The 25,368-nt window shown below is 69.0% G+C and carries 25 protein-coding genes; 14 read left to right on the top strand and 11 right to left on the bottom strand.

Annotation, left to right across the window (positions count from 1 at the left end):
• Positions 1-79 precede the first annotated feature (79 nt).
• Positions 80-1,018, top strand: a complete 939-nt coding sequence (locus AC2YG9_RS06120; protein WP_487297060.1) for an XdhC family protein — start codon at positions 80-82, stop codon at positions 1,016-1,018.
• A 10-nt stretch (positions 1,019-1,028) separates the two neighbouring features.
• Here AC2YG9_RS06120 and AC2YG9_RS06115 read toward each other — a convergent pair whose 3' ends face one another.
• The 3 genes from AC2YG9_RS06115 to AC2YG9_RS06105 form a co-directional block, all read right to left on the bottom strand.
• Positions 1,029-1,811, bottom strand: a complete 783-nt coding sequence (locus AC2YG9_RS06115; RefSeq protein WP_487297059.1) for an SDR family NAD(P)-dependent oxidoreductase — start codon at positions 1,809-1,811, stop codon at positions 1,029-1,031.
• Between the two features lie 86 nt (positions 1,812-1,897).
• The gene (locus AC2YG9_RS06110) at positions 1,898-2,536 is read right to left on the bottom strand and encodes a 3-oxoacid CoA-transferase subunit B (RefSeq protein WP_487297058.1); all 639 of its coding nucleotides are present in this window, start codon (positions 2,534-2,536) and stop codon (positions 1,898-1,900) included.
• Positions 2,536-3,246, bottom strand: coding sequence for a CoA transferase subunit A (locus tag AC2YG9_RS06105; RefSeq protein ID WP_487297057.1), 711 nt, complete (start codon positions 3,244-3,246; stop codon positions 2,536-2,538). Before AC2YG9_RS06105 ends, AC2YG9_RS06110 begins: the two co-directional genes overlap by 1 nt.
• A 99-nt stretch (positions 3,247-3,345) precedes the next feature.
• Between AC2YG9_RS06105 and AC2YG9_RS06100 the strand changes: the two genes are divergently transcribed.
• A complete protein-coding gene (locus tag AC2YG9_RS06100; RefSeq protein WP_487297056.1) occupies positions 3,346-3,915 on the top strand; it encodes an NAD(P)H-dependent oxidoreductase in 570 nt (189 codons plus the stop codon).
• A gap of 178 nt (positions 3,916-4,093) precedes the next feature.
• Complete coding sequence (locus AC2YG9_RS06095; protein WP_487297055.1) at positions 4,094-6,025, top strand: monovalent cation:proton antiporter-2 (CPA2) family protein; 1,932 nt, start codon at positions 4,094-4,096, stop codon at positions 6,023-6,025.
• Between the two features lie 48 nt (positions 6,026-6,073).
• Here the strand turns inward: AC2YG9_RS06095 and proB are convergent, their stop codons facing one another.
• From proB to obgE, 3 genes are read right to left on the bottom strand one after another with little or no spacing between them, the layout of a single operon-like run.
• Positions 6,074-7,183: a glutamate 5-kinase gene (gene proB / locus AC2YG9_RS06090; RefSeq protein ID WP_487297054.1), complete on the bottom strand. Its 1,110-nt coding sequence runs from the start codon at positions 7,181-7,183 to the stop codon at positions 6,074-6,076.
• Positions 7,184-7,187: 4 nt separating this feature from the next.
• Entirely contained in the window at positions 7,188-7,718 is a 531-nt protein-coding gene (locus AC2YG9_RS06085; protein WP_487297053.1) for a hypothetical protein, read from the bottom strand.
• A 32-nt stretch (positions 7,719-7,750) separates the two neighbouring features.
• Positions 7,751-8,809, bottom strand: a complete 1,059-nt coding sequence (gene obgE, locus AC2YG9_RS06080) for a GTPase ObgE (protein WP_487297052.1) — start codon at positions 8,807-8,809, stop codon at positions 7,751-7,753.
• Positions 8,810-8,926: 117 nt separating this feature from the next.
• On the opposite strand from obgE, the gene AC2YG9_RS06075 reads away from it, so the two are divergent.
• Positions 8,927-9,391, top strand: coding sequence for an EF-hand domain-containing protein (locus AC2YG9_RS06075; protein WP_487297051.1), 465 nt, complete (start codon positions 8,927-8,929; stop codon positions 9,389-9,391).
• Between the two features lie 3 nt (positions 9,392-9,394).
• Here AC2YG9_RS06075 and lepB read toward each other — a convergent pair whose 3' ends face one another.
• Positions 9,395-10,156 (bottom strand): signal peptidase I, encoded by a 762-nt coding sequence (gene lepB, locus AC2YG9_RS06070; protein WP_487297050.1) that lies wholly within the window; start codon positions 10,154-10,156, stop codon positions 9,395-9,397.
• A 472-nt stretch (positions 10,157-10,628) separates the two neighbouring features.
• Here lepB and AC2YG9_RS06065 point away from each other — a divergent pair, with 472 nt between their 5' ends.
• Complete coding sequence (locus AC2YG9_RS06065) at positions 10,629-11,810, top strand: MFS transporter (RefSeq protein WP_487297049.1); 1,182 nt, start codon at positions 10,629-10,631, stop codon at positions 11,808-11,810.
• Positions 11,811-11,813: 3 nt separating this feature from the next.
• Here the strand turns inward: AC2YG9_RS06065 and ccrA are convergent, their stop codons facing one another.
• The 3 genes from ccrA to AC2YG9_RS06050 form a co-directional block, all read right to left on the bottom strand.
• The gene (gene ccrA, locus AC2YG9_RS06060) at positions 11,814-13,088 is read right to left on the bottom strand and encodes a crotonyl-CoA carboxylase/reductase (RefSeq protein ID WP_487297048.1); all 1,275 of its coding nucleotides are present in this window, start codon (positions 13,086-13,088) and stop codon (positions 11,814-11,816) included.
• 145 nt (positions 13,089-13,233) lie between these two features.
• Entirely contained in the window at positions 13,234-14,250 is a 1,017-nt protein-coding gene (locus tag AC2YG9_RS06055) for an LLM class flavin-dependent oxidoreductase (RefSeq protein ID WP_487297047.1), read from the bottom strand.
• Entirely contained in the window at positions 14,247-15,164 is a 918-nt protein-coding gene (locus AC2YG9_RS06050) for an ATP-grasp domain-containing protein (protein WP_487297046.1), read from the bottom strand. The genes AC2YG9_RS06055 and AC2YG9_RS06050 overlap by 4 nt, the downstream gene beginning before the upstream one ends.
• 94 nt (positions 15,165-15,258) lie before the next feature.
• Between AC2YG9_RS06050 and AC2YG9_RS06045 the strand changes: the two genes are divergently transcribed.
• From AC2YG9_RS06045 to AC2YG9_RS06020, 6 genes are read left to right on the top strand one after another with little or no spacing between them, the layout of a single operon-like run.
• The gene (locus AC2YG9_RS06045) at positions 15,259-15,984 is read left to right on the top strand and encodes an enoyl-CoA hydratase/isomerase family protein (protein ID WP_487297045.1); all 726 of its coding nucleotides are present in this window, start codon (positions 15,259-15,261) and stop codon (positions 15,982-15,984) included.
• Positions 15,981-16,316 carry a hypothetical protein gene (locus AC2YG9_RS06040; RefSeq protein ID WP_487297044.1) on the top strand — a complete coding sequence of 112 codons (336 nt, stop codon included), beginning with the start codon at positions 15,981-15,983 and terminating at the stop codon, positions 16,314-16,316. The genes AC2YG9_RS06045 and AC2YG9_RS06040 overlap by 4 nt, the downstream gene beginning before the upstream one ends.
• 51 nt (positions 16,317-16,367) lie before the next feature.
• Positions 16,368-18,356, top strand: coding sequence for a methylmalonyl-CoA mutase family protein (locus AC2YG9_RS06035; RefSeq protein ID WP_487297043.1), 1,989 nt, complete (start codon positions 16,368-16,370; stop codon positions 18,354-18,356).
• Between the two features lie 32 nt (positions 18,357-18,388).
• Positions 18,389-19,126 carry a hypothetical protein gene (locus AC2YG9_RS06030; RefSeq protein ID WP_487297042.1) on the top strand — a complete coding sequence of 246 codons (738 nt, stop codon included), beginning with the start codon at positions 18,389-18,391 and terminating at the stop codon, positions 19,124-19,126.
• A gap of 2 nt (positions 19,127-19,128) precedes the next feature.
• The gene (locus tag AC2YG9_RS06025; protein ID WP_487297041.1) at positions 19,129-19,860 is read left to right on the top strand and encodes a hypothetical protein; all 732 of its coding nucleotides are present in this window, start codon (positions 19,129-19,131) and stop codon (positions 19,858-19,860) included.
• 14 nt (positions 19,861-19,874) lie between these two features.
• Entirely contained in the window at positions 19,875-21,029 is a 1,155-nt protein-coding gene (locus AC2YG9_RS06020; protein ID WP_487297040.1) for a DUF418 domain-containing protein, read from the top strand.
• On the opposite strand, the gene AC2YG9_RS06015 is transcribed toward AC2YG9_RS06020, so the two are convergent.
• Positions 21,026-22,426, bottom strand: coding sequence for an MFS transporter (locus AC2YG9_RS06015; RefSeq protein ID WP_487297039.1), 1,401 nt, complete (start codon positions 22,424-22,426; stop codon positions 21,026-21,028). The genes AC2YG9_RS06020 and AC2YG9_RS06015 overlap by 4 nt on opposite strands.
• 87 nt (positions 22,427-22,513) lie before the next feature.
• Between AC2YG9_RS06015 and AC2YG9_RS06010 the strand changes: the two genes are divergently transcribed.
• From AC2YG9_RS06010 to AC2YG9_RS06000, 3 genes are all read left to right on the top strand, one after another.
• A complete protein-coding gene (locus AC2YG9_RS06010; RefSeq protein ID WP_487297038.1) occupies positions 22,514-23,251 on the top strand; it encodes an extensin-like domain-containing protein in 738 nt (245 codons plus the stop codon).
• 66 nt (positions 23,252-23,317) lie between these two features.
• A complete protein-coding gene (locus tag AC2YG9_RS06005) occupies positions 23,318-24,076 on the top strand; it encodes an extensin-like domain-containing protein (RefSeq protein ID WP_487297037.1) in 759 nt (252 codons plus the stop codon).
• 102 nt (positions 24,077-24,178) lie between these two features.
• Positions 24,179-25,330 carry an alpha-L-fucosidase gene (locus tag AC2YG9_RS06000; RefSeq protein ID WP_487297036.1) on the top strand — a complete coding sequence of 384 codons (1,152 nt, stop codon included), beginning with the start codon at positions 24,179-24,181 and terminating at the stop codon, positions 25,328-25,330.
• The last annotated feature ends 38 nt before the right edge of the window (positions 25,331-25,368 follow it).

Raw genomic sequence — 25,368 nt, 5'->3', positions numbered from 1 at the left:
GGTGAACTCAGCGGCAACCATGCAGGGCAACACCTTAAGGGAGGGTGCCCGAAGCGTTTCGCTGGGGTTAATGTGGGCCGTGACCCAGACGCTTCCCGCCCCCTCTCTGCCGGATTGGCCGACCTACGGCCTCGCCGACGACCAGAGGCCCGCTCTGCGCCAGCTGCGCCAGGCCGGCGAGCCTGCCGTGCTGGCCACCATCGTCGCCCTTGGCGGCGGCGGCCCGCGCCCGGTCGGGGCCCAGATGGTCTTCGGCCGCGATTTCGTCAGTGGCTTCCTGAGCGGCGGTTGCGTCGAAGGCGATGTCGCCCTGCATGCCGCCGCCTGCCTGGCCGACGGCGAACCGCGCCGCCTGGTTTATGGCGAAGGCAGTCCCTGGCCCGACATCCGCCTGCTCTGCGGCGCAAGGATCGAGATCGAACTTCAACGCCTCCTGCCCGACGACGCCCAGGTCGCCGCCGTCCTCGCCGCCATGGACGCGCGCCGCCCGGCCGACTTCACGACCCCCGGCGGCCTGACCCTGACCTACGAGCCGGTGTGGAAGTTGATCGTCCTCGGCGCCGACCCCACGGCCCTGGCCGCCGCTACCCTCGGCGCCCAGTCCGGCTTCGAGACCACCCTGATCCGCCCGCGCGGCCCCATCGCCTGCCCGCTGGCCAATGTCGCCTACCGTCGGGAAGAGCCGGGCGAGGCGCTGCTGTCCCTCGGGCTGGACGCCTGGACCGCCGTCGCCGTCTGCGGCCACGACATGGACATTGACCACGCGGCCCTGACCACCGCCCTGCCGTCCGAGGCCCCCTACGTCGGCCTGCTCGGCGCCCGCCGTCGGCTGGCCGAACGGCTGGAACGACTGCGCGCCGCGGGGATCACCGAAAGCCAGCTACAGCGCCTGCGCGCGCCCATCGGCCTCGATCTCGGCGGCAAGTCGCCCTGGGAGATCGCCATCGCCGTCGTCGGCGAGGTCATCGCCCTGCGCCACGCGGCGGTGATGCCGGGACGGGTGCTCGCGCCCGCCTGAAACCCCACGTCTAGAACCGCTGCGCCCCGTCCAGCCGGATGGTGGTGCCGTTCAGGAAGTCGTTGTCGCAGATGTGGCCGGCCAGGATGCCGTACTCGTCCGGATCGCCCATCCGCTTGGGATTGGGCACCATCGGGCCCCAGTGGGCCTGGGCCTGCTCGTCGGTCATCCGCGAGGAATAGGCCAGCGTCAGGAAGGTGCCCGGCGCAATCGCCACGGCCCGGATGCCCAGTGGGGCGAGATCCCGCGCCACGGTCAGGGTCATGCCGATGATGCCGCCCTTGGCCGCCGAATAGGCCGCCTGGCCCGGCTGGCCCTCGTAGCCGGCGATGGAGGCGGTGTTGATGACGACGCCGCGCTGGTTGGACTCCAGCGGCTCGTTGGCGGCCATGGCCTCCGCCGCCTGGCTGGTCACCGCGAAGGCGCTGTTGAGGTAGACGTTCACCGTGTGGGCGAACTGGAACAGCGGCAGGCGCTTGCCCTCTCGGTTCACCGTCCGCGCCGGACCGGTCGAGCCCGGCGCCGGCGGGCCGCCATGCACCACCACCGCCGCCCGCAGGGGCGCCAGCGACACCGCCTTGGCCACGGCCTCGGCGATGCTGTCCTCGCTCATGATGTCGGTGTGGACGTAGACCGCGCCATTGCCGACCTCGGCCGCCAGGGCTTCACCCCGCTCGGCGTGCACATCGGCGATGACCACACGCGCCCCGCGCTGGGCCAGGCGCCGCACCGTGGCGCTGCCGAAACCGCCGGCCCCGCCGGTGACGAGCGCCGAAGCGTTGCTGAGATCCATGATGTCCTCCCGTGTTTTGCGGGAAGGCCATCACGGCAAAGCGGCTTTGACCAGATTCACCCCGCGTCAGCCGGGTGAAGTTTCTTCTACAGCGCCACCTCGAACTCGGCCTCGGTCTTGGCCCTGACCTCGTCGAGGGTCACGCCCGGCGCCAGTTCCAGCAGCTTCACGCCCGCGCCACGACCGATGGAGAACACCCCCAGGTCCGTGATCAGGGTGTCGACCACCTTCTTGCCGGTCAGCGGCAGGGTGCATTCCTTCAGCAGCTTCGGGGCGCCGGTCTTCTCGCAATGGTCCATGACCACCACGACGCGCTTGACCCCGGCCACCAGGTCCATGGCCCCGCCCATGCCCTTGACCATCTTGCCGGGCACCATCCAGTTGGCCAGGTCGCCATTGGCCGCCACCTGCATGGCGCCGAGGATGGAGAGATCGATATGCCCGCCGCGGATCATGGCGAAGCTGTCGGCGCTGCTGAAATAGCTGCTGCTGGCCAGCTCGGTGATCGTCTGCTTGCCGGCGTTGATCAGGTCGGCGTCGGCCTCGCCCTCCCAGGGGAAGGGGCCCATGCCCAGCATGCCGTTCTCGCTCTGCAGGGTCACATGCATCCCGTCCGGGATGTAGTTGGCCACCAGCGTCGGAATGCCGATGCCGAGGTTCACATAGAAGCCATCCTGCAGCTCACGGGCGGCGCGGGCGGCGGTTTCGTCGCGGGTCCAGGGCATTACACAGTCTCCTTGGCGCGCGTCGTCACCCGCTCGATTCGTTTTTCGAACACCGCGCCCTTGAACACGCGATCGACGTAGATGCCGGGGGTGTGGATGTTGTCCTTGTCGAGCTCGCCGATCTCGACGATCTCCTCGACCTCGACGAGGCAGACCTTGCCCGCCGTCGCCATCATCGGATTGAAGTTCCGCGCGGTCTTCCGATAGATCAGGTTGCCTTCGCGGTCGGCCTTCCAGGCCTTGACGATGGAGAGGTCGGCCTTCAGCCCCGTCTCCATCACATACTCCTCGCCGTCGAAGGTCCGCACTTCCTTGCCCTCGGCCACCAGGGTGCCGACACCGGTCTTGGTGAAGAAGGCGGGAATGCCCGCGCCGCCGGCACGGATGCGTTCGGCCAGGGTCCCTTGCGGATTGAATTCGAGCTCCAGTTCGCCGCTGAGATAAAGTTGTTCGAACAGCTTGTTCTCACCGACGTAGCTGCTCACCATCTTCTTGATCTGCCGGTTCTCCAGCAGGATGCCCAGGCCGAAGCCGTCGACCCCGCAGTTGTTGGAGACGACGGTCAGGTCCTTCACCCCCGTCTCGCGGATCGCCGCGATGAGGTTCTCAGGAATGCCGCAGAGGCCGAAGCCCCCCGCCATGATGGTCATGCCGTCGAACAATACCCCTTCGAGGGCTGCGGCGGCGTCCTTGCGGACCTTGTCGGCCATGATCGCTCCGGAATCTGGTGTATCGGCGTCCTTTGGCGCAGGACGGCTCGAAATTCAACCGTTGGTGAATTAAATGCGGATGACGTGGGGACATCTATCATGAGCAACGCCAAACGCGACAGTCGGGTCCTTCTGGTGATGGCCCATCCCGCCCTCGAAAAGAGCCGCGCCAACAACCTGCTGTGGACCGCGTCGGAGGGTCTTGAAGGCGTCACCCGCCACGACCTCTACGAGGCCTTCCCCGACTTCGTCATCGATGTCCCCGGCGAGAAGAAGAAGCTCAAGGAGCACGACGTCATCGCCCTGCAGTTTCCCTTCTACTGGTACGCCATGCCGGCGCTGATGAAGGAGTGGTTCGATCTCGTCTGGTTGCACGGCTTCGCCTACGGCAAGGGCGGCGACAAGCTGAAGGGCAAGAAGCTGTTCGTGGCCACGACCACCGGCGGCCCGACCTCGGCCTATCACAAGCTCGGCTACAATCACTTCACCATGGAGGAGTTCCTGCGCCCGCTGGAACAGACCGCCGACCTCTGCCAGATGCAGTGGGAGACGCCGTTCGTGGTCCACGGGGCGCGCATCAAGGACGCCGCCGCGCTGGAGGCGGAGTCGCAACGCTACAGGGCCAGACTCGCCGGCCTGGTCGGTGAAAAGGTGGAGGCAGAGTCTTGATCGGCGAATTCAAAGCCCTCCCCCTCGAGGGGGGAGGGTTGGGTGGGGGTGTTCGCTCGCGGCATCCGGAAGCGCGCGTGTGGCGCCGGCGCCCTGTTGAGGTCACCCCGACGCTCAGTGGGTACACCCCCATCCCCGACCCTTCCCCCCTCGAGGGGGAAGGGAGAGGGTTGGTGCGATGACCGAGAACCTCCTCCTCCAGGCTCTGGTCTATCTGACCGCCGGCGTCGTCGCCGCCCCGATCGCCAAGCGCCTCGGCCTCGGTTCCGTGCTCGGCTACCTGATCGCCGGCATCATCGTCGGCCCCTTCGCCCTGTCGCTGGTCGGCGAGCAGGAAGACGTCATGAAGTTCGCCGAGTTCGGCGTCGTCATCCTGCTGTTCGTGATCGGGCTGGAGGTCCGCCCGGCCCTGCTGTGGTCGATGCGCAAGACCATCTTCGGCCTTGGCGGGGCCCAGGTGCTGGTTACCGCTCTGGCCATCGCCGGCTTTTCCCTCGCCTTCGGGCTGAACTGGAAGACGGCGCTGGCCGTCGGCCTGGTGCTGGCCATGTCCTCCACGGCCATCGTCCTGCAGACCCTCGACGAGAAGGGCCTGCGGCAAGGCCCGGTCGGCCGCGCCGCTTTCGGGGTGCTGCTGCTGCAGGACCTGGCCATCATCCCGCTGTTCGCCCTGCTGCCCCTGCTGGCCGAGGCGCCGGCCCAGCTCATCGCCCAGACCGCCCACGCCGCCCAAACTGCGGGAGAGGGGGGCGGCCATGGCGGCGGCAGCCTGATCGCCGACCTGCCCGGCTGGCTGCAGACCGTCGCTGTCCTCGCGGCCGTCGCGGCCGTGGTCGGCGGTGGCCGCTATGTGGTCCAGCCCATCTTCCGCTTCATCGCCCAGACCCGCCTGCGCGAGATCTTCACCGCCACCGCCCTGCTGATCGTCGTGGCCGTCGCGGTCCTCATGCAGATGGTCGGCCTCTCCCCCGCGCTGGGGGCCTTCCTGGCCGGCGTCGTCCTGGCCGAGAGCGAATATCGCCGCGAGCTGGAGACCGACATCGAGCCCTTCCGGGGCCTGCTGCTCGGCCTGTTCTTCATCACCGTCGGGGCCGGCATCAACTTCGAGATCATTCTCTCCCAGCCCCTGGTCCTGGTCGGCATCGTGCTCGGCCTGATGACCCTGAAGTTCGCGGTGATGTTCGGCCTGGCCCTGATCGGCGGGGCCACCGGCCGGGCCGCCGCCGCCGTCGCCACCGCGCTCGCGCAGGGTGGCGAATTCGCCTTCGTGTTGTTGACCTTCACCGTCGGGGCCGGCGTCATCGGGGCCGATCTGGCCGCCCTGCTGACCGCCGCCGTCGCCGTCTCCATGGCCCTCACACCCCTGGCGATGATCGTCTACGAGAAGGTCTCGGCGATGATGGACGCCGCCATCCCCGATGTGAAACCGGACGATCCCGAGTTCGACGAAGCCGAGCCCGACATCATCATCGCCGGCTTCGGCCGATTTGGTCAGATCACCGGCCGCCTGCTGCAGGCCAACGGCTTCAAGTCGGTGGTGCTCGACAGCGACATCGAACAGATCGAGGTCCTGCGCCGTTTCGGCCGCCGCGTGCACTACGGCGACGCCACCCGCCTGGACCTTTTGCGCGCCGCCGGCGCCGAGCGGGCCAGGATGCTGGTCGTCGCCCTGGACGACAAGGAAAAGACCAGCGAACTGGTCGAAAAGGCCCGCCAGGCCTTCCCCAACCTGATCATTCTCGCCCGCGCCTTTGACCGCCGCCACGCCTACGACCTGCTGGCCAACGGCGCCGACGCCATTGAGCGCGAGACCTTCGAGGGCGCCCTGCATCTGGGGATCACCGCCTTGCGGTCCCTGGGCTTCCGCGCCCACCGCGCCCACCGCGCCGCCGACTACTTCCGCGCCCACGATCTGCGCGCCTTCGAGGAGCTGCGTCCCATGTGGGGCCAGGAGGAGGCCTACATCCTGGCCAGCCGAGACGCCGCCCAGACGACGGAACGCCTGCTGGCCGCCGACCTGGCGCGCATGAGGCCGGGCGGCGAGGAAGGCTGGGACGTCAGCGGCCGCGCCGAGGACGAGATGGAAGCGGCGAAGGAGGACGAGCGGTAGCCTTGAAGGGCTTCGCGCCCTCCCTCCCCGTAAAGGGGAGGGAGGGTTTCACCCCTTCACCAGATCATCCGCATGCACCATCGGTCCGGCGGTGTAGCCGATCACAGCCTCGATGGCGTCCGAGCGCAGCCCCGCGATCTGTTCGGCGTCCACCGCATCGTACCGCGACAGTCCCCGCCCGATCTCCGCCCCGTCCTCGCCGACGATCAGCACGGCGTCGCCCTTGCCGAACCGGCCTTCGACGCGGCGCACGCCGGCGGCCAGCAGGCTCTTGCCGGACATCAGCGCCCTGGCCGCGCCGGCATCCACCACCAGCGTCCCGGTCGGGCTGAGGCTGCCGGCGATCCAGCTCTTGTAGGCGGCGGCGGGGGTCGTCCCGGCCTCGATGATCGTCGCCGCCGCGCCCTCGCCCAGCGCGCCCAATGGCCGGTCCCGCCGGCCCAGTGTGATGATGGTCGCGCAGCCCGCGCCCTGGGCGATCTTCGCCGCCGCCAGCTTGGTGGCCATGCCGCCGGTGCCGACGCCCGCACCGGCGTTGGCCCCGCCGGCCATGGCGATGATCTCCGGCGTCAGGGTGTCGATCCGCTCCAGCCGCTTGGCCGTCGGGTCGCGGCGCGGGTCGGCGGTGTAGAGGCCGTCGATGTCGCTCAGCAGCACCAGCCGGTCAGCCCCGATCATCTGCGCCACGCGGGCGGCCAGGCGGTCGTTGTCACCGTAGCGGATTTCCTCGGTGACGACGGTGTCGTTCTCGTTGACCACCGGCACGGCGCCCAGAGCCAGCAGGGTCTCGGTCGTCGCCCGGGCGTTGAGCCAGCGGCGCCGCACCTCGGTGTCATCGCGGGTCATCAATAGTTGGGCCACGGCCCGGCCATGCGGTTCGAAGGCCTCTTCCCAGGCCCGCATCAGCAGCGACTGGCCGGCCGCCGCCGCCGCCTGCTTCTCGGGCAGGGTCAGGGCCTTGCGGGTCAGCCCGAGGCGCCGTCGGCCCAGCGCCACGGCGCCCGAGGAAACCACCAGCAGCTGGGCGCCATCCTGCATCGCCCGCGCCGCGTCGGCCGCGAAGGCGCTCAGCCAGGCGCGGTCGGCATCGCCGCTGGCGGCGTCGGCGACCAGCGCCGAACCGACCTTGACGACAATGCGCTTGGCCCCCGCCAGCACAGCCTCAGCCCATCTTCTTGGGCTTGTCGTAGTCCTTGGGCGGCGGCGCCACGGCCGGGGCGACCAGCATTTCGGCGGCCCTGTCGCAGGCCGCCCCGATGCCGGTGTTGCGCCAGACGGTCATGGCGTCGGCCTTGCTGAAGGCGGCGACCACCTGGCATTCGCCGTCGCCCTGACGGCCGCAGACCAGCGCGCCGGCCGCGTTGGCGCCGCAGACCGTGGCCCCCTGGATCTTGACCGACCAGATCAGCACCTCGCCGTCGCTGGCCGGCCGCACGGCGGCGGCGGGGCCGAGCTTGGCCGTGAAGGCGGTCTTGGGCTTGCCCTTCATCGCCACCATCGTCTCTTCCAGCTTTGCGGAGGGCGGCGGCGCCTTGGCGGGCGGAGTCGCCGCCGGCGGGGCTGTCGTCACCGGCGCCCCGGGCGGCGTCGCGGCTGGGGGCGTCGCGGCTGGCGGCGTCGCGGCCGGCGCAGGCGTGGCGGCGGGAGCCGCCTGGGCGGCGAGCAGCATCAGGGACAGGGCAAAGGCGATCATCGGCAAACTCCCAGAACGCTGGACTCTATACGCTAGACGGGGGACCAGGGTGCGTCGTCGGCCAGCGTATCGGCTTCGTCTTCCTCGAAGATTTCACCGCGCTCACGCCGCACCATCCGCCAGCAGTCGCGCAGGATCTCTCGCACATGCTGGCCGGAGACGCCCGACACCAGGCGCGGGGTGATCCCCGTCGCCTCGCGGAACTCATCGACACGCCACTGGGCGGTCTCGGCGTCCACCGCGTCGATCTTCGACAGGGCGACGATCTCGTTGCGCTCGCCCAGGCCCTCGCCATAGGCCTCCAGCTCGGTGCGCACCGTCTTCCAGGCGCCGACGATGTCGTCCTGGGTGATGTCGACCAGATGGATCAGCACGGCCGTGCGCTCGACGTGGCCGAGGAAGCGGGTGCCCAGCCCCTGGCCTTCCGAGGCCCCTTCGATCAGTCCCGGGATGTCGGCCAGCACAAAGCGCTCGCCGACCGACAGATCGACCATGCCCAGGTTCGGGGCCAGGGTGGTGAAGGGATAGTCGGCGATCTTCGGTCTTGCCGCGCTTGCGGCGGCGAGGAAGGTCGACTTGCCGGCGTTGGGCAGGCCGACGAGACCGGCGTCGGCGATCAGCTTGAGGCGAAGCCAGATGGTCTTCTCCTCGCCCTCCTGGCCGGGGTTGGCGTGGGTCGGCGCCTGGTTGATCGGGCCCTTGAAGCGGTCGTTGCCCCAGCCGCCGTTGCCGCCCTTGGCCAGCAGGACGCGCATGCCCGCCTCGTCCATGTCGGCGATCAGGGTTTCCTTGTCCTCTTCGAGGATCTGGGTGCCCACGGGGACCTTCAGGATGACGTCCTCGCCGGCCGCGCCGTGGCGGTTGCGGCCCATGCCGTGGATGCCGGTGTCGGCCTTGAAATGCTGCTGGTAGCGATAGTCGATCAGGGTGTTCAGTCCCTCGACCGCCACCGCCCAGACATCGCCGCCGCGCCCGCCGTCACCGCCGTCCGGACCGCCGTACTCGATGTACTTCTCGCGCCGGAACGACACAGCGCCGCCGCCGCCGTTGCCGGAGCGGATATAGATCTTGCACTGGTCGAGAAACTTCATGGTTCGGCTTATGTCGGCAAAGGGCGGCAGAGAGAAGGCGCCGCCCTTACCACAAGTTCACTTGAGGTGCGCAGGTTTCGGCCCTTCTATCGCCGGAACATTGCTGAGGCCCTGCAAATGACCCGCGCCCCCAAGAAGAGCGAAACCCTCGAAATCCGTCTCCCCTACGAGACCAAGACCGCCTTCATGGACCGCTGCCGCCGCGACGGCGTCACCGCCAGCGAGGCCCTGCGCGCCGATATCGACGCCCGGCTGACCGCCAGGGCGGCCCCCGTCTGGGGACGCCGTGTCCGCGCCATCGCCGGGGCGGCCGTGTTGCTCGGGGTCGGCGCCGGCGCCCTGCCGTCTCTCGCGGCCGCCGTCGCGGGCCCCAGCTTCGCCAGCCTCGACAAGGACCGCAACGGATCCCTGGCCTTCCGCGAGTTCGCCGCCGCCCCGGTGCGTGTCGAAGCCGGTGGGCTGAAGTTTAGGGCCGATCCGGCCCTGACCCGTCAACTGCAACGCCGCGCCTTCGACGCCTGCGACGCCAACCACGACGGGGTGCTGAGCCCAGCTGAGTTCCACAAGGGCGCGCAGGCTTGATCCTCAGCGGATCGGCTTGAAGAACCGGTCCCACTGCAGGTCCAGCCAGGTCCAGGGCTTGAGAAGGCCCGCGCCGGGGTTCCACGAGGCCAGCACCAGGTCCGCCCGGCCGACGATGTCCTGCGCCGCCACGAACCCGACCCCGCCTGCCGCCGGCGGCCAACGGCTGTCGAGCGAGTTGTCGCGGTTGTCGCCCATCATGAAGTAGCTGCCTTCGGGCACGATATGGACCCCGGTGTCATCGCCCGGCGCCCCCGGGCCGCGATCGAAGGTGGCGTAGGTCCGCCCCTCCGGCAGGCGCTCGTCGAAGCGCAGCGGATGGACGTCCGGGTCGTCCTTGTCCGCCGCCGGCCCCAGGTTCGTGCGCGGGATCGCCACGCCGTTGACGCTGACCACACCGCCCGTGACCCGCACCCGGTCGCCGGGCAGGCCGACGACCCGTTTGATCAGGGTCTTGCCCTGGTCCAGCCGATCCCGGAACACCACCACCTCGCCGCGCTGCGGCCCCTTGCCCAGCACCCGCCCCTCGAACAGCGGCGGCGCGAAGGGAAGGGAGGCCCGGCTCCAGCCATAGGCGAACTTGGAGACCACGATGTAGTCACCGGTCACCAGCCCCGGCTCCATCGACGAGGAGGGGATGGTGTAGGGCTGCCAGGCGACGATGCGGAACACGAGGGCCAGGCCGAGGGCGATGGCCACGGTGCGCAGGATGTCGAGCGCGTCGGCCAGAAGGGTCGGCCTGGGGGTTTCAGGGGTATCTGTCACGGGGGGCTCCGGGTTGCCCCGTCACCACAGCCGCCGCCTCGTCCCAACGCCAGCAAACCCCTGTCCGGACGGCGGCGAAAACCTGTCCGGACAGAGTTTCGGCCAATCGCCGGGGTCAGCGGGCAGGGCGATCGTGATCACGGCAAATCCGTGCGCAGCGGCCATCCGGACAATTATGCCTGGGTAAAATTCATCGACGCAAAAGGCGAGCGGCGGATCGGGCGCCTCACGGCGTCTCCACCGCGGACACAGATCGACCCACAAACCCCGCGTTCCGGCCAACGCCCTGACCTACGCCCCGCCCTGCATTCACGCCGGTCGGACCAACCGAAAAGCCTACAGCGCAAGGGATTTCGCGCGCTTTTTGCCACCCCTCCGGGACCTCGCCTTTTCTGTGGGTCGGGCGGCCGCGATATAATGGGTTGCCGCTTCGATAGGCGGGGCGCCAGTCTGCCCGCCGGGGAGACCGTTCATGACCAAATCAACCACGCCCTGGATCGCCATTGGCCTCTGCCTGCTGGCGGCCATGCTGGAGGGGTTCGACATCGCCTCCATGGGGGTGGCGGCGCCGAAGATGGTTCCCGACATGGGGCTGTCACCGGCGCAGGCGGGGACGGCGTTCAGCGCCAGTCCGTTCGGCCTGTTCATCGGCGCCCTGATGGCCGGCCCCTTCGCCGACCGGCTGGGCCGCAAGCCGGTCCTGCTGGCCTCGGTGCTGGTCTACGGCCTGTTCAGCCTGGCGACGGCCTGGGCGCCCAATCTCGATGGGCTGCTGCTGATCCGCTTCCTCTGCGGGGTGGGTCTGGGCGGGGCCATGCCGATGCTGCTGGCCATGTCCTCGGAGCTGGCGGGGGAGAAGCGCAAGGCCCTGACCGTTGGCCTGGTCACCGCCGGCATGCCGCTGGGCGGCGCTCTGGTCGGCTTGCTGGCGCGCACGGACGCAGCCCAGGCCGATTGGCGGCTGATCTTCATCGTCGGCGGGGCGGCGCCCATCGCCCTCGCCGTTCTGCTGTACTTCCTGCTGCCGGAAACCAAGGCCAAGTCGGCCGACGACGTCCTGAGCGGTGATTCCCTGCATGCCCTGTTCGGCCGCGAGCGGGTGGCGACCACCGTCTCCCTCTGGCTCAGCTTCGCGGCCATCGCCCTGGTGCTGCACCTGTTCCTCAACTGGCTGCCGATCCTGCTGGGCCAGCGCGGCGTCGCGCCCAAGGATACGGCCGGGATCATGACCCTGTTCAACATCGGCGGCGCGCTGGGCGGGCTGTTCGCCGGCTGGGCCATTGACCGGATGGGGGCCAGGCGGCCCTTCCTCGGCATCTTCCTGCTGCTGATGCTGGTGCTGATCGTCCTGTCGGGATTGACCGGAGCCCCGGCCCTGGCCCTGTTCGGCTTCGCCGCCGGCTTCCTGATCATGGCCGGCCAGTTCGGCCTCTACGCCCTGGCGCCGCAGCACTATGGCGAGAAGGTGCGCGGCGTCGGCGTCGGGGCGGCGGTCTCGGCCGGGCGCCTCGGCTCGGTGTTCGGCCCGCTGGTGGCCGGGACGCTGCTGACCGGCGGGGCGACCAGCGGCGACGTGGTGATGGCCACCGTGCCGATCGTCGCCGTCGCCGGCCTGGCGGCGCTGTCGCTGACGGTGTGGGGGAAGAAGGCTTAACGCCTACAGCGGCGCGCTCAGCTCCTGCACTTCCTCGAAGGTCCGCAGGCCCGGCTTCTGGGCGCAGACCAGTACGGCCATGTTGCCGGGCGGGTGCTTGTTGGCCAGCATCTTCTCGTGCGCATCGGGGATGGCGTCCCAGGTGAACACCTCCGACAGGGCCGGGTCGACGCGGCGGTCGATGACCAGCTGGTTGGCGGCGCTGGCCTGGGCCAGGTTGGCGAAGTGGCTGCCCTGGACTCGCTTCTGGCGCATCCACAGGAAGCGGGCGTCCATGGTCAGGTTGTAGCCGGTGGTGCCGGCGCAGATCACCACCATGCCGCCCCGCTTCACCAGGAAGACCGACACCGGGAAGGTCGCTTCGCCGGGATGCTCGAACACCATGTCGACGTCGCGCTTGCCGGTGATGTTCCAGATCGCCTTACCGAACTTGCGGCTTTCCTTCATGTAGTCGTCGAACTCGGGACCGTTGACCGTCGGCAGCTGCCCCCAGCAGTTGAAGTCGTTGCGGTTCAGAACCGCCTTGGCGCCCTGGCTGAGCACGTAGTCGACCTTGTCCTCGCTGGAGACGACGCCGATGGCGTTTGCGCCTGCGACGGCGGCCAGCTGGGTGGCGAAGACGCCGAGGCCGCCCGAGGCGCCCCAGACCAGGACGTTCTGGCCGGGCTTCAGCTCATGCGGCTTGTGGCCGAACAGCATGCGGTAGGCGGTGGCGAGGGTCAGGGTGTAGCAGGCGCTCTCTTCCCAGGTCAGGTGACGTGGGCGCGGCATCAGCTGGCGCGACTGCACCCGGCAGAACTGGGCGAAACTGCCGTCCGGGGTCTCGTAGCCCCAGATGCGCTGGCTGGAGGAGAACATCGGGTCGCCGCCGTTGCATTCCTCGTCGTCGCCATCGTCCTGGTTACAATGGACGACCACTTCGTCGCCGACCTTCCAGCGCTTCACCTTGGCGCCGATCTTGTAGACGATGCCGGAGGCGTCCGACCCGGCGACGTGGATCGCATTCTTGTGGCCGTCGAAGGGGCTGACCGGGGTGCCGAGGGCGGCCCAGACGCCGTTGTAGTTGACCCCGGCGGCCATCACGAGAACCAGAACCTCGTCCTCGCCGATCTCCCAGGTCGGGACCACCTCGACCTGCATCGCGCTCGACGGCGAGCCATGCCGCTCCTTGCGGATGGCCCAGGCGTACATCTTTGACGGCACGTGACCCAGCGGCGGGATCTCGCCGATCTCGTACAGGTCCTTCAGCTCGGTCTTGTCGAGGGTTTCGGTGGTCATCGGCGGGTCCCCGTGGCGTTCCTGCTGCAATGCGGCAGCGCCCCGTCCGTTCCGATGAGGCCCGCCGTGCAATCTTGATCGGGGGATCGTGTGGCGCCGCCGAAAAGCTGGCAAGCAGATTCTTGTGCGCCGCAGCAAAGGCCTTCTACTGAATGACCGCCGCCGAGAACCGCTCCATCTCCTCGAGCTGCGGGCTCATCTGGAGCAGCAGCAGGTCCAGCCCCGCCGCCTCGAACTCGGCGACCCGCGCCTTGACCTGCGCCGGTGTCCCGACCAGCCCGGGCCTCAGGCCGCGGTTGGAAACGCTGTACTCCTGGATCTTCAGCTCCCGCTCCAGCTCGGTGCCGGCGATCCACTGGTCGAAGTTGGCGAAGCCCGGCGCCTGGGGATCAAGCGTCGTGATCCGCGCCTGCTCGGCCAGCGCCTCTTCCTCGGTGTCGCGGACGATGGCGTAGGCGGCCATGCCGTACTGCATGGGGGGCAGGCTCATCGCTTCGCGGCGGGCCTTCATGTCGGCGATCTTCGGGGCGATGTCTTCGGGCGCGTCGCCGTGCATGACATAGGCGTCGCAGTGGCGGGCGATCAGGGTCTTGGCCGCCTCCGATTCGCCGCCGGCATAGATCACCGGCCGGGGCCGCGACACGGGCTTGGGCTCACAGATGGCGTTTTCCAGCTGGTAGCGTTCGCCATGGTGGGTGAACGGCGTCTGGCTCCACAGGCCATCGACCACGGTCAGCCATTCGGTGGTGCGGGCGTAGCGGTCGTCATGCTGGTCGAACTGCAGCCCGTAGCTTTTGGCTTCTTCCGCCCACCAGGAAGAGACGACGTTGAGCGCCAGCCGGCCGCCGCTGATGTTGTCGATGTTGGCCGCCTGTTTGGCGAACAGGGCCGGGTGGTGGAAGTTCGGCCGCACCGCCACCATCAGTTCCAGCTTCGAGGTCACCGCCGCCAGCGCCGCCGCCGTCGACCAGGCGTCGAGGGCCGGCTGGTCGGTTCCCTTGATGTCGTTGAGGTTCAGCTCGGCGACCAGGGTCAGGTCGTAGCCGATCTCCTCGGCCCGCCGGCACAGGCGGCTCATGTAGTCCCAGGTCGCGCTCATGCCCTCGTCGGGCACATTGCGCAGCCAGCCGCCGAAAACGGGAGCCCAGAAGCCGTACCTCATGCCGCATCCACCTTCTGACTGGCGATCTCGGCGAGCAGGAAGTCGACGAGGTTCTCATGCGGGTCATAGCCCAGCACATTGATCGGGTCGGCGACGAAGTTGGACAGGGCGTTGATGTCGTAGAACCGCGCCTGGCCATCGCGCTCGTCGATCATGTACTCAACGCCGCAGATATCGAGGTGACCGGCCGCCGCCACGGCCTCGACGGCGGCAATGATGTCGGCCGGCGGTGTGTAGGCCTCGATGGTGATCGATGGCTTGTCGACCATGCAGACGTCGGCCGGGCAGAGGTCGAAGGTCGAACCGGCGCCGTTCAGGGCGATGGCGTAGAGGAACCGCCCGGCCAGGATCTCGCAGCGGATCACCCGGGCGCTGTCGGCCGGCACATAGTCCTGCACCAGGGTGACGCCATCGACGCCGACCGGCAGGGTCCCGGCAAAGGAAGCCAGCTCCTCAAGGCTGTCATATCGGGTCACCCCGCTGCCCGAGCCGCCGATGTTGGGTTTGACGATCAGCGGGAAGTCGAAGTCGGAGGCGACGCGGACGATGTCTTCCTGGCGGTGGACGGCGCGGGTCCTGGGAATGGCCAGGCCCAGTTTGTTGAACAGGGAAAGCTGGCGGGCCTTGTTGGTGTCGATGGCCATGGCGGCGGCGCCGTTGATGACGCGGGCGCCGGCCAGTTCCCAGTGGGCCAGCACCGCCTGGCTGTAGAACAGGGCGTGCTCGTCCTGGCGCAGGAAACTGCTCATCGCCAGGCGGTTGAGGATCACCGGGGCCGGAGCGGAGAGGTCGCCGGGATCGAAGACATGGTCCTGGATCGGGATGGCGGTCCAGTCGAGGCCGCGCCGGTCCAGAGCCGCGAACAGCGGGCGAAACCACTCAGGGTGCTCGTAGTAGACGGCAAGGTCGGCCATGAACGTCTCCGGAAGCCTTGGCATCTAGGGCGGTGAGGGACTTTGGACCAGCCCGGATTTACAGGACCCGCGCCGGACCGCATGGATGGACGCCATGACCCTGCACGTTTCAAGGCCCTCGCCCGCTGTCCTGCTGCTCGAACTGGATCAACCGCCGGTCAATGCGCTGGGTATGGCCGCCCGGGCCGAGCTCGCCGCCGCCCTCGACGCCGCCGACGCCGACCTGGCCGTGCGCTGCACCGTCCTGACCGGCCGGGGCCAGGCCTTCTGCGCCGGCGACGATCTGATCGAGGCGGCGGGCCGGGGCGACGCCGGGCTCGAGGCCATCCACCACTTCAACGCCCTGATGAACCGCGTCGAGGCGGCCCGCGCGCCGGTCATCGCCGCCATAAACGGCTTCTGCCTCGGCGGCGGTCTGGAGCTGGCCCTGGCCTGCGACATCCGACTCTCCAGCCCGGACGCCATCTTCACCGCCTCGGGGGTCAACGTCGGCCTGATGGCCTCGGTCAGGCGCCTGCCCCGCCTGATCGGCGAAGGCCCGGCCAAGGCCATGCTGCTGACCGGCGCCCCGGTCGACGCCGAGACCGCCCTGATCCGGGGCCTGGTCACCGGCCTGCACAGGAGCGTGGTCAAGGACGCCCTGGCCCTCGCCGACCGCATCGCCAGCCGAGCGCCACTGTCGGTCGAGGCCGTCAAACGCGTCGTCGGCCGCCCCTTCGACGAACGCGCCGAACTCGCGGCCCTGTTCCACAGCGAGGATCATCAGGCGGCCCTGCAGGCCTTCGCCGCCAAACGGACGCCGGAGTTCGGCCGGCGATGATCGACGCAGGCGGCCGAATCTACATCGAGGAAGGCGGGCTGACTTTGGGAGAGGTCTATGAGGTGATCGCGGACCTGTTCGCGGTTCGAGCCGGAAAAGATGTCAGTGTCGGGAATTTCGAACTGGGGGTTGATGTCGAGGGGACTTTTGGCTCGGTGTTTGCCGGACAGGTGAGCATCTACATCGAGCCGGCCGCGGAAGAGGCCGGACTGGAGGAATATCTCGAGCTGGCATCGATCCTCGTACGCGGCCTGCGCGCCCGCGGCGCCGTATTGGCGCTGCACATTGATTTCGATGAGGAGGTCGAGGCCCGCGCGATTGCTGGGGCATGACACGGCAAAAATGTTGCGCCGCACAAAGCCGGCGCTCATGATCCGGCCCCGATGAGCCAGACGCCTTTCCAGCACGCCCCCGACGCCCCGTGGATCTTCCGCACCTATGCGGGCCACTCGACGGCGGCCAAGTCGAACGCCCTGTACCGGAAGAACCTGGCCGCCGGGCAGACCGGCCTGTCGGTGGCCTTCGATCTTCCGACCCAGACGGGCTATGACGCCGACCACATCCTGGCGCGGGGCGAGGTGGGCAAGGTGGGCGTGCCCGTCGGCCATCTGGGCGACATGCGCACCCTGTTCGAGGCGATCCCGCTGGGCCGCATGAACACCTCGATGACCATCAATGCCCCGGCCGCCTGGCTGCTGGCCATGTATGTGGCGCTGGCCGACGAGCAGGGCGCGGACCGAGGCAAGCTGCAGGGCACCACCCAGAACGACCTGATCAAGGAATACCTGTCGCGCGGCACCTACATCTTCCCGCCCGAGCCGAGCCTCAAGCTCATCGGCGACATGGTGGCCTGGTGCTATCGCGAAACGCCGAAGTGGAACCCGATCAACGTCTGCAGCTACCACCTGCAGGAGGCCGGTGCGACGCCGGAGCAGGAGCTGGCCTATGCCCTGGCCACCGCCATCTCGGTGCTCGACACGGTGCGGGCCGGCGGCCAGGTGCCGGAAGCCGACTTCGAGATCGTCGCCTCGCGGATCAGCTTCTTCGTCAACGCCGGCGTCCGCTTCGTCACCGAGCTGTGCAAGATGCGCAGCTTCACCCAGCTGTGGGACGAGATCCTGAAGGACCGCTACGGTGTCCAGGACCCCAAGGCCCGCCGTTTCCGCTACGGGGTGCAGGTCAACAGCCTGGGCCTCACCGAACAGCAGCCCGAGAACAATCCCTACCGCATCCTGCTCGAGGCTCTGGCCGTCACCCTCAGCAAGGATGCCCGCTGCCGCGCCCTGCAACTGCCCGCCTGGAACGAGGCGCTGGGCCTGCCGCGTCCCTGGGACCAACAATGGTCTCTGCGCATGCAGCAGGTGCTGGCCTACGAGACCGACCTGCTCGAATACGAGGACCTGTTCGCCGGCAGCTATGTCGTCGAGGCCAAGGTCAATGAGTTGAAGGGCGGCGCCCTCGCCGAACTGGCGAGGATCGACGCCATGGGCGGCGCCTCTGCGGCCATCGGCTACATGAAGGAACAGCTGGTCAAATCGAACGCGATGCGCTTCCGGGGTATCGAGACCGGCGACATGACCGTGGTCGGCGTCAACCGCTGGACCGACACCGAGGAGAGCCCGCTGTCGGCCGGCGAGGGCTCCATCGAAACCGTCGATCCGCGCCTCGAGGCCGAGGTCGTCGGCAAGCTGAAAGCCTGGCGGGCCGAGCGCGATCAGGCCGCCGACGAGGCGCTCCGTACACTGAAGGAAGCCGCCGCCGAAGGCCGCAATGTGATGGAGGCCTCCATCGCCGCCGCCCGGGCCGGGGTCACCACCGGCGAATGGAGCTTCGCCCTGCGCGAGGTGTTCGGCGAATACCGGGGACCCACCGGCGTGGCCATGACGGTCTCGACCGGCGAGGCTGAAGACATCGAGGCGGTCAAGGCCGAGGTCGCCCGCGTCTCGGTCGTGCTCGGCCGGCCCCTGACCTACCTGATCGGCAAGCCGGGCCTCGACGGCCACAGCAACGGCGCCGAACAGATCGCCACCCGCGCCCGCGCCGTCGGCATGGACGTGGTCTATGACGGCATCCGATCGACGCCGGAAGAGATCGTGCGCAGCGCCCGCGCCTCCAACGCCCACGTCGTCGGCCTCTCCATCCTCTCGGGCTCGCACCTCGACCTGGTGCAGGAGGTCGTCCGGCTGATGCGGGCCGAGGGCCTCGGCGACATCCCCGTCGTCGTCGGCGGCATCATCCCGCCGGAGGATGAGCTGATCCTGAAACAGATGGGCGTGCGCCGGGTCTACACCCCCAAGGACTTCAAGCTCACCGAGATCATGGGCGACGTGGTCAGGGTTGTGGAAGAGAGCGCACTCGCCGAAGCCCGCTAGGCGCCGCGCGGAGGGGTGATAGGCTGAAGGCCATGAACAGGACCCCTGCCGACTGGCTGCGCGAAATCCTCGGCTGGGCCAAGGCCGCCGTGTTCTTCGGCCTGATCGGGGCCGCGATCTGGTACATCACCACCACGCCCTACGACGCCGAGCCGGAGGACTTCAGGCTCACGATGAGACTGGTAGTCCTGGGCATCTTCGTGGTCGTCGTCTTCCTGGCCAGCAGTTCGGCCATGGACCAGTTCAACTGGCATGGCCCGCTGCCGGTGGAGGTTCCCGAAGGCTACGCTTGGCGTCGCTCGATCCGCTCCCGACTGGAGGGGCTCGGCAATCTCGGCTTCTTCCTCATCGGCTATCGGATCGTCTTCCTGCCCTACGCGGCCTGGCAGCATCAGGACTGGGGGCGGGTCGCGGTTTCAGGCCTGATCATCGCGGCCTTTGGCTACATCGCCCTGCTGGTCTTCGCCAACGCCGTCAGCGGCAAGGTGGTCCTGACCATCGACAGCGAGGGCTTTCGGGGCGTGGGCATGCCGGGCGGGGACGTCAACTGGGACCGCATCGAGCGCCTGTCGGTCGGCGGGCGGCTGGAGGCCCGTGAGCTGACCATGTACGAGCATGGCAAGGACGGCGTGATCGGACCGGCCCACACCCTCAACCTCGCCGCAGCCGGCATTCCGGTGCGCAGCTTCCTGGCCAAGGTGTCGGAGTTCGCACCGCACGTCGAGGTCACCTCGCCGGCCTCCCGCATGGCCGACTTCAGCGCCGCCTGACCATGACTGAGGCCGCCGCCCAACCCGGGAAGCCGGGCTTCCTCAAGACGCTGCCCCGGTTCCTTATCCCCGCTCTCCTGTTCGTCGGCTGGGAGTACCTCAGGAATGGCCAGGGACGGCTCGAGTTCGTGGTCTGGCCCGGCAACTGGCAGGGCATGGCCGGGGCCGGCCTCTGTCTCGGCCTCGGCGTGCTGCTGGCCTTCACCGAGGTCCTCGACCGCCTGCCCTGGCAAGGGGTGATCCGGCTGCGGATCGAGGGCGGCTACGGCTGGGCCGAGCCGATCGTCAGCCGCCCGCCGGTGCTCCTGATCGCCGGCGGCGCGCTCTGGCTCGCCACCGGATTTGTCGGCATGGCCTTCCAGGCCTTCTACCAGGCTGACTGGGCGCGTCTGGCGGTCAGCCTGCTGTTCATCCTTGGCGTCGGTTGGGTGTTCCTGCCGATGCTGTTGTCGGCCTTCAGCGCCAGGCCGGTCCTGGTCGTCGACGCCGACGGTCTCTACTGCGCCTACGGCGATATCCCCTGGAGCCAGATCGAGAAGATCGGGGCCGGCCACGGTCCGTCCGACCGGAACGTCTATCTCTATCTCAACACCGGCGCGGCCCTCGGTCCGGCGCGGAGGTTGTCGGTGAGCGATGCCGGCATCTCCGTCAGTGAGTTTCTGGCCAGGGTCGAAGAGCTCGCGCCGCAGGTGATCATCGAGCGGCCCGAGCCGCGCGCCGCGCTGTTCGCCTGAAGCACGCCAGACCGATGACCTCCAACACCGGGCGGATCGCCGAAGTCGACGTGCTGCGCGGCGCCGCCGTGCTGGGCATTCTGGCGGTCAACATCGGCGTCACGGCTCAACCGGTCTATCTGGCCGGAGAGCCGTCGCTGACCGGGTCGGTCGCGCCCTGGGACGTCGCCGCCTGGCTGGCCGTGGAAATCCTGTTCACCGGCAAGTTCGTGACCATCTTCAGCGCCCTGTTCGGAGCCTCGCTACTGCTGGTCGGCGGTGAAGGCGACGAGCCCGGACGCAATGCGGTCCTGAGGCGCCGGCTCGGCTGGCTGCTGGTCTTCGGTCTGGTCCACGGCGCCCTGGTCTGGTGGGGCGACATCCTGCTCAGCTATGCGCTGTGGGGTCTTCTGGCCCTGCGCATGCGCCATCGGTCGCCGCGCTGGCTGCTGCTCGTGGGCCTGGCGCTGATGGCGGTGACCGGCGGCCTCGAACTGATCGACGCCATGATCAGCTGGCCGGCCGACGACCCGACCGCAGCCGAGCTTGCCGGGAAGCTGGAACGGTTCCGCGGTGATCTGGCCCAGACGCAGGCCGCCAACCTGGGGAGCTGGTCCGTCGGCTTCTGGAGCAGCCTGTTCACCTACGGCTTCATCACCACCGGCCTGATGCTGGTCGGCATGGCCCTGCTCAAGGCCGGGGTGCTGCAGGGCCGGCGCAGCGACGGCTTTTACCGCTGGTGCATCGCCGCCGGCCTGCTGGCGGCCGTGGCCGTGGCGGTGCCCAACCTGCAATACGCCTTTAGCGGCTTTCAGGACGACGCGGCCTATGACCGGGCCTGGGTCATCAACACCTTCGCGGCCCCGGTGGTGGCGCTCGGCTATCTGGGCGTCGTGGTGCTGGTCTGCCGGCGTCAGGGGGCGGCGGCGCGATGGCTGGCCCCGGTCGGGCGGATGGCGTTCAGCAACTACATCGGTCAGTCGCTGGTCATGACCGGACTGTTCTGGGGTGGCCGGGGTCTTGGCCTCTACGGCCGGCTGGACGAGGCGGCGCTGCTCGGCGTCGTGGTCTGTGTCTGGGCGGCGCAGCTGATCCTGTCCCGCCTGTGGTTGACGGGCTTTCACTACGGTCCGCTGGAATGGGTCTGGCGGCGGCTGTCGTGCGGCCGGCCGACGCCCTTCCTGCGCTAGCGCCCCAGCCGCCAGGCGGCCCACAGGCCGATGAGGCCCAGCGGGGCGAAAGCCGCGTAGAGCCACAGGCCCTGCGTCGCCGCCACGGCCGGATCGATCCCTTCCCCGAAGCCCAGGGCATTGGCCGCCGCCCCGACCGCCGCCGAGCCGACCGCGCCGCCGATCAACTGGGCCGTCGGCACCGCCGAGCTGGCCAGCGCCTGCTGCTCCTCATCGAGTCCCGACAGGATCCGCCGGGTGGCGAAGGCCCAGCTGAGCCCGAAACCGGCCCCGATCAGCAACATTCCCGCCGTGATGGCGATCAGGCCGCCTCGGGGGATCGCCCAGATGCTGAAGGCGATGCCGGCCATCAGCACCCCGGCCCCCAGCCGGATCATCGTCCCGTCCCGGTTCTGCACTCCGGCCACAGCCAGGGCGGTCAGGGTCCAGCCGCCGGCGATGGCGGTGATCACATAACCGGCGACCAGCGGACTGACGTGGTGGCGGGCCTGGATCATCGCCGGGCCATAGACGGTGAAGGCGATGGAGGCCGCTTCGAAGGCGAAGATCATCAGATAGCCCGCGGCGGCGACGCTGGTCAGGTCGCCGATGGCGCGGGGCAGCAGCGCGCCCGGAGTGCGCCCGTTGACCGCGATCATCCAGGCCAGGGCGCCGGCGCCCGCCAGGCCGAGGCCCAGCGACAGCCAGGGCGACCCGGCCACGCCCGCCACGGCAATGCCGCTGACCGACAGGGTCAGGGCCAGCAGCTGGCCCCAGGCGATGGGCTCGGGCGCGGCCTCGGTTTTCGGTTGCCGGGCGATCATGGTCAGGGCGGCGAGGATGAAGACCAGGGCCTGGGCGGCGAACAGCCAGAAGGTCCAGCGCCACAGCCCGGGCCCAGCCAGCAGGCCGCCGAGCAGCGGTCCCAGGATGGTGGCGATCCCCCAGACCCCGGCGATGGCCCCGAACACCCGAGCCCACAGCCGTTCCGGAAACAGGGCCGTGGTGGCCACATAGCAGAGGGCCATGATGGCGCCGGCCCCAAAGCCCTGGACCAGCCGCCCGGCCACGAAGACCAGGAAGCTGGGGGCGGCCGCGCTCATCGCGCAGCCGGCGGCATAGACGATGGCCGAGGCGGTCAGGGCCCCGCGCAGGCCAAGCCTCAAGCTGAGCCGCCCCGACACCGCCCCCGACAGGATCGAGGCCAGCAGGAAGGCTGCCACGCTCCAGGCGAAATAGCGGAACCCGCCGATGTCCTGCGCGATGCTGGGGGTGATGGTCACCGTTACCAGGCTGTCGGCGGCGTTCAGCCAGACGCCCAGGCACAGGAACAGGAAGCGGGTCAGATACTGCGGCGCCAAAATCTCCCGCCAGCCAGGCGCTGCGGTCTTGTCTGGGGGCGCGGTCTCTGAGGCCATGCCCGATGATTTGGGCGGGCGCCGGCCAGCGGTCAAGGCGCACGCCCTCTCCGCCGAAACTGCATCTGAGGTGTTCTAGTCTGCGTCATGCGTCTGAAGCTGCCGTCCCTGCCGCCCGTCACGCCTTCGCAGAGGGCGCTGGCGGCCGTGGCGGCGATCGGACTGGAGCTGATCCTGGCGGCCCTGCTGGCCTTCGCCTGGATCGACCGCACGGCCGCGCCGCAGGACCTGCCGTGGAAGCCATTCTCGATGAGCCATCCTGTCGGGCTGGCAACGAAATGGAAGCTGGACCGCATCGGCGCCGACCCCGTCCGCTGTCGCCGGGCCCTCGACGACGCCGGCCTGACCTTCACCGAGGCGCCGGACCGGACAGCGGGCTTCTGCTCGACGGCCAACAGCCTCAAGCTGACCGGTCCCGGCCTGGCGCCCGCCGCGCCGGTCATGCGCTGTGACCTGGCGCTGAACTATGCCGTCTGGCGCCACCATGTGGTCGAGCCCGCCGCGCGCCGGACCCTCGGCGCCGATCTGGCCCGGGTTGAACACGTCGGGACCTACGCCTGCCGCACGATGTACAGCCGGGAGGGCGCCCGGCCGAGCAACCACGCCACCGCCTCGGCCCTCGATGTGGTCGGCTTCCGGCTCAAGGGCGGCGGCCATGTCTCGGTGGTGAGCGACTACCGCGATCCCGGGCCCAAGGGACAGTTCCTACGCGCGGTGAAGGCCGGCTCCTGCCGGCTGTTCGGCACGACCCTGACGCCTGACTACAACGCCGCCCACGCCGACCACTACCATCTGGATACAGGCCGCTGGCCGATCTGCCGCTGATTGCGCGAGGGTGAACAACGGTCGGCGTCATGCTATGGCCGCCTTCGCCGTCAACCTTGTAAGCCCATGGCCGGATACCGCGTACCCCACCCGGACAAGCCGCATATCGTCCACCACGCCCGTCGCCAGACCCTGGCGGCGCGGGTCGTGGGCTTCGTGCTGCTGTGGGTTCTGGTCGGAATCATGGGCCTTGTGGCCGATCGCGCCATTCCCGGCCAGCACCTGCCGTGGAAGAAACTGACCCTGGTCGACCCTGTCGGCGCCGCCACCAAGGTCAAGGCCGCCCGGGCCGGCGCTGACCCGGCCGCCTGCCGCGCCATCCTGCGGGCCGGGGGCATCGACTATGCCGAGGCGCCGCCCAGTTCCAATAGCTGGTGCGTCGTCCAGGACGCCCTGCAGATTCGCGCAGGGATGGCCCCGCTGAAGCCCGCTGACGCCGCCATGACCTGCAAGGAAGCCCTCGCCGTCGCCCTCTGGGAACGGCAGGTGGTGCAGGCCGCCGCCTTCGCCGAGTTCGACCAGGCGGTGATCGGCATCGACCACTACGGCAGCTACAGCTGCCGCCGCATCTATGGCCAGACCGAGGGGCCGGTCAGCGAGCATGCCCTGGCCAACGCCATCGACATCGCCGGCTTCCGCCTCGCCGACGGCACGGTCGTCAGTGTACAGAACGACTGGAACGATCCCGGCCCCAAGGGCCGGTTCCTGCACCGGGTGCGAGACGGGGCCTGCAAGGTGTTCCTGACCGTGCTCAGCCCCGACTACAACGCCGAGCACGCCAACCACTTCCACCTCGACATGGGCGGCTGGCCCAAATGCGCCTGACTTTTTTCGGCGGTGGACCTTGGGGAACCGCATTGTAGGCGCCCGTTTCGCTGCCTAGGCTGACCGCAAACGTGGGCATACAGACCTGCGCGGGAGGATGGATTGGCCGATTTCAGCGCCTTCAGGGGTCGGCCCGTGCCGGCCTGGTACGCCGAGCCGCAGTTCGGCGTCTTCATCCACTGGGGCATGTTCGCCATCCCCGCCTTCGCCCCGCCCGGCGTCTCGATCAGCGACCTGTTCGTCACGGACTACGACCGCGCCTTCGTGCTCGGCCCCTATGCCGAATGGTACGACAACGCCCTGCGCGATCCGACCAGCCCGACCGCCATCCGCCACGCACAGCTCTACGGCGATGCGCCCTATGACAGCTTCCGAGCGCCCTTCGATGAGGCCTCCCAGGCCTTCGACGCCGAGGTCTGGGCCGATCTCTTCCAGTCCGCCGGGGCCCGCTACGTGGTCTTCGTCACCAAGCACCACGACGGCTACTGCCTGTGGCCGACCGACGTGCCCAACCCCTGGAAGCCCGGCTGGAACAGCCAGCGCGACTTCGTCGGCGAACTGGCCGCCGCCGTCCGAAAGCGCGGCATGCGGTTTGGCCTCTACTATTCGGGGGGCCTCGACTGGACGGCCCATCCCCGCCTGATCCGCAACATGGGCGAGATGTTCGCCGCCGTCCCGACCGGCGACGACTACCGCGCCTACGCCCTGGCCCAGGCCAAGGAACTGATCGACCGCTACCAGCCCTCGGTCCTGTGGAACGATATCGCCTGGCCGAGCGCCGAGGACCTGCCGGAGCTCTTCGCCTACTACTATGCGGTCGTGCCCGACGGGGTGATCAACGACCGCTGGCTGGGGGTCACCCCCCTGTTCGAAAGCCTGCGCGACCCGGCCGCCTGCGCCGCCTTCAACGACCGGATCAAGGACAGCATCCAGAAGAACGGGGTGCACTTCAACGGCGGCTCGCCCCCGCCTCACTGCGACTTCCGCACGGTCGAATACGGCTCGGGCGCCCACCTCAAGGGGGTGAAGTGGGAATCGACCCGGGGCCTGGGACTCGCCTTCGGCTACAACGCCGCCGAGGCTACGTCCGACTACATGACGGCCCAGGACATCGCGTCACTGTACGCCGAGGTGAAGACCGACGGCGGCAACCTGCTGCTCAACGTCGGGCCCCGCGCCGACGGCTCCATTCCCGACGTACAGTCGGAGGCCCTGCGAGAGTTCGGCCTGCTTCAGCGGCGCGGCTTGACGTAGCGCCAGCCGCCCGTCAGGTTGCCTTCAAACAACTGTTT

The sequence above is a fragment of the Caulobacter sp. SRI_014 genome (assembly GCF_057586315.1).
The sequence above is the reverse complement of the archived record's forward strand: the minus strand, read 5'-3'. Positions and strand labels throughout refer to the sequence as shown.

Coding starts and splice junctions, on each gene's coding strand:
- AC2YG9_RS06040 (WP_487297044.1), top strand. CDS start 15,981: ATGATCGACGCAGGCGGCCGAATCTACATCGAGGAAGGCGGGCTGACT.
- AC2YG9_RS06005 (WP_487297037.1), top strand. CDS start 23,318: ATGGCCGGATACCGCGTACCCCACCCGGACAAGCCGCATATCGTCCAC.
- AC2YG9_RS06035 (WP_487297043.1), top strand. CDS start 16,368: ATGAGCCAGACGCCTTTCCAGCACGCCCCCGACGCCCCGTGGATCTTC.
- AC2YG9_RS06025 (WP_487297041.1), top strand. CDS start 19,129: ATGACTGAGGCCGCCGCCCAACCCGGGAAGCCGGGCTTCCTCAAGACG.
- AC2YG9_RS06045 (WP_487297045.1), top strand. CDS start 15,259: ATGACCCTGCACGTTTCAAGGCCCTCGCCCGCTGTCCTGCTGCTCGAA.
- AC2YG9_RS06015 (WP_487297039.1), bottom strand. CDS start 22,426: ATGGCCTCAGAGACCGCGCCCCCAGACAAGACCGCAGCGCCTGGCTGG.
- AC2YG9_RS06065 (WP_487297049.1), top strand. CDS start 10,629: ATGACCAAATCAACCACGCCCTGGATCGCCATTGGCCTCTGCCTGCTG.
- obgE (WP_487297052.1), bottom strand. CDS start 8,809: ATGAAGTTTCTCGACCAGTGCAAGATCTATATCCGCTCCGGCAACGGC.
- AC2YG9_RS06100 (WP_487297056.1), top strand. CDS start 3,346: ATGAGCAACGCCAAACGCGACAGTCGGGTCCTTCTGGTGATGGCCCAT.
- ccrA (WP_487297048.1), bottom strand. CDS start 13,088: ATGACCACCGAAACCCTCGACAAGACCGAGCTGAAGGACCTGTACGAG.
- AC2YG9_RS06115 (WP_487297059.1), bottom strand. CDS start 1,811: ATGGATCTCAGCAACGCTTCGGCGCTCGTCACCGGCGGGGCCGGCGGT.
- AC2YG9_RS06075 (WP_487297051.1), top strand. CDS start 8,927: ATGACCCGCGCCCCCAAGAAGAGCGAAACCCTCGAAATCCGTCTCCCC.
- AC2YG9_RS06105 (WP_487297057.1), bottom strand. CDS start 3,246: ATGGCCGACAAGGTCCGCAAGGACGCCGCCGCAGCCCTCGAAGGGGTA.
- AC2YG9_RS06110 (WP_487297058.1), bottom strand. CDS start 2,536: ATGCCCTGGACCCGCGACGAAACCGCCGCCCGCGCCGCCCGTGAGCTG.
- AC2YG9_RS06010 (WP_487297038.1), top strand. CDS start 22,514: ATGCGTCTGAAGCTGCCGTCCCTGCCGCCCGTCACGCCTTCGCAGAGG.
- AC2YG9_RS06050 (WP_487297046.1), bottom strand. CDS start 15,164: ATGGCCGACCTTGCCGTCTACTACGAGCACCCTGAGTGGTTTCGCCCG.
- AC2YG9_RS06095 (WP_487297055.1), top strand. CDS start 4,094: ATGACCGAGAACCTCCTCCTCCAGGCTCTGGTCTATCTGACCGCCGGC.
- AC2YG9_RS06030 (WP_487297042.1), top strand. CDS start 18,389: ATGAACAGGACCCCTGCCGACTGGCTGCGCGAAATCCTCGGCTGGGCC.
- AC2YG9_RS06085 (WP_487297053.1), bottom strand. CDS start 7,718: ATGATCGCCTTTGCCCTGTCCCTGATGCTGCTCGCCGCCCAGGCGGCT.
- AC2YG9_RS06020 (WP_487297040.1), top strand. CDS start 19,875: ATGACCTCCAACACCGGGCGGATCGCCGAAGTCGACGTGCTGCGCGGC.
- AC2YG9_RS06055 (WP_487297047.1), bottom strand. CDS start 14,250: ATGAGGTACGGCTTCTGGGCTCCCGTTTTCGGCGGCTGGCTGCGCAAT.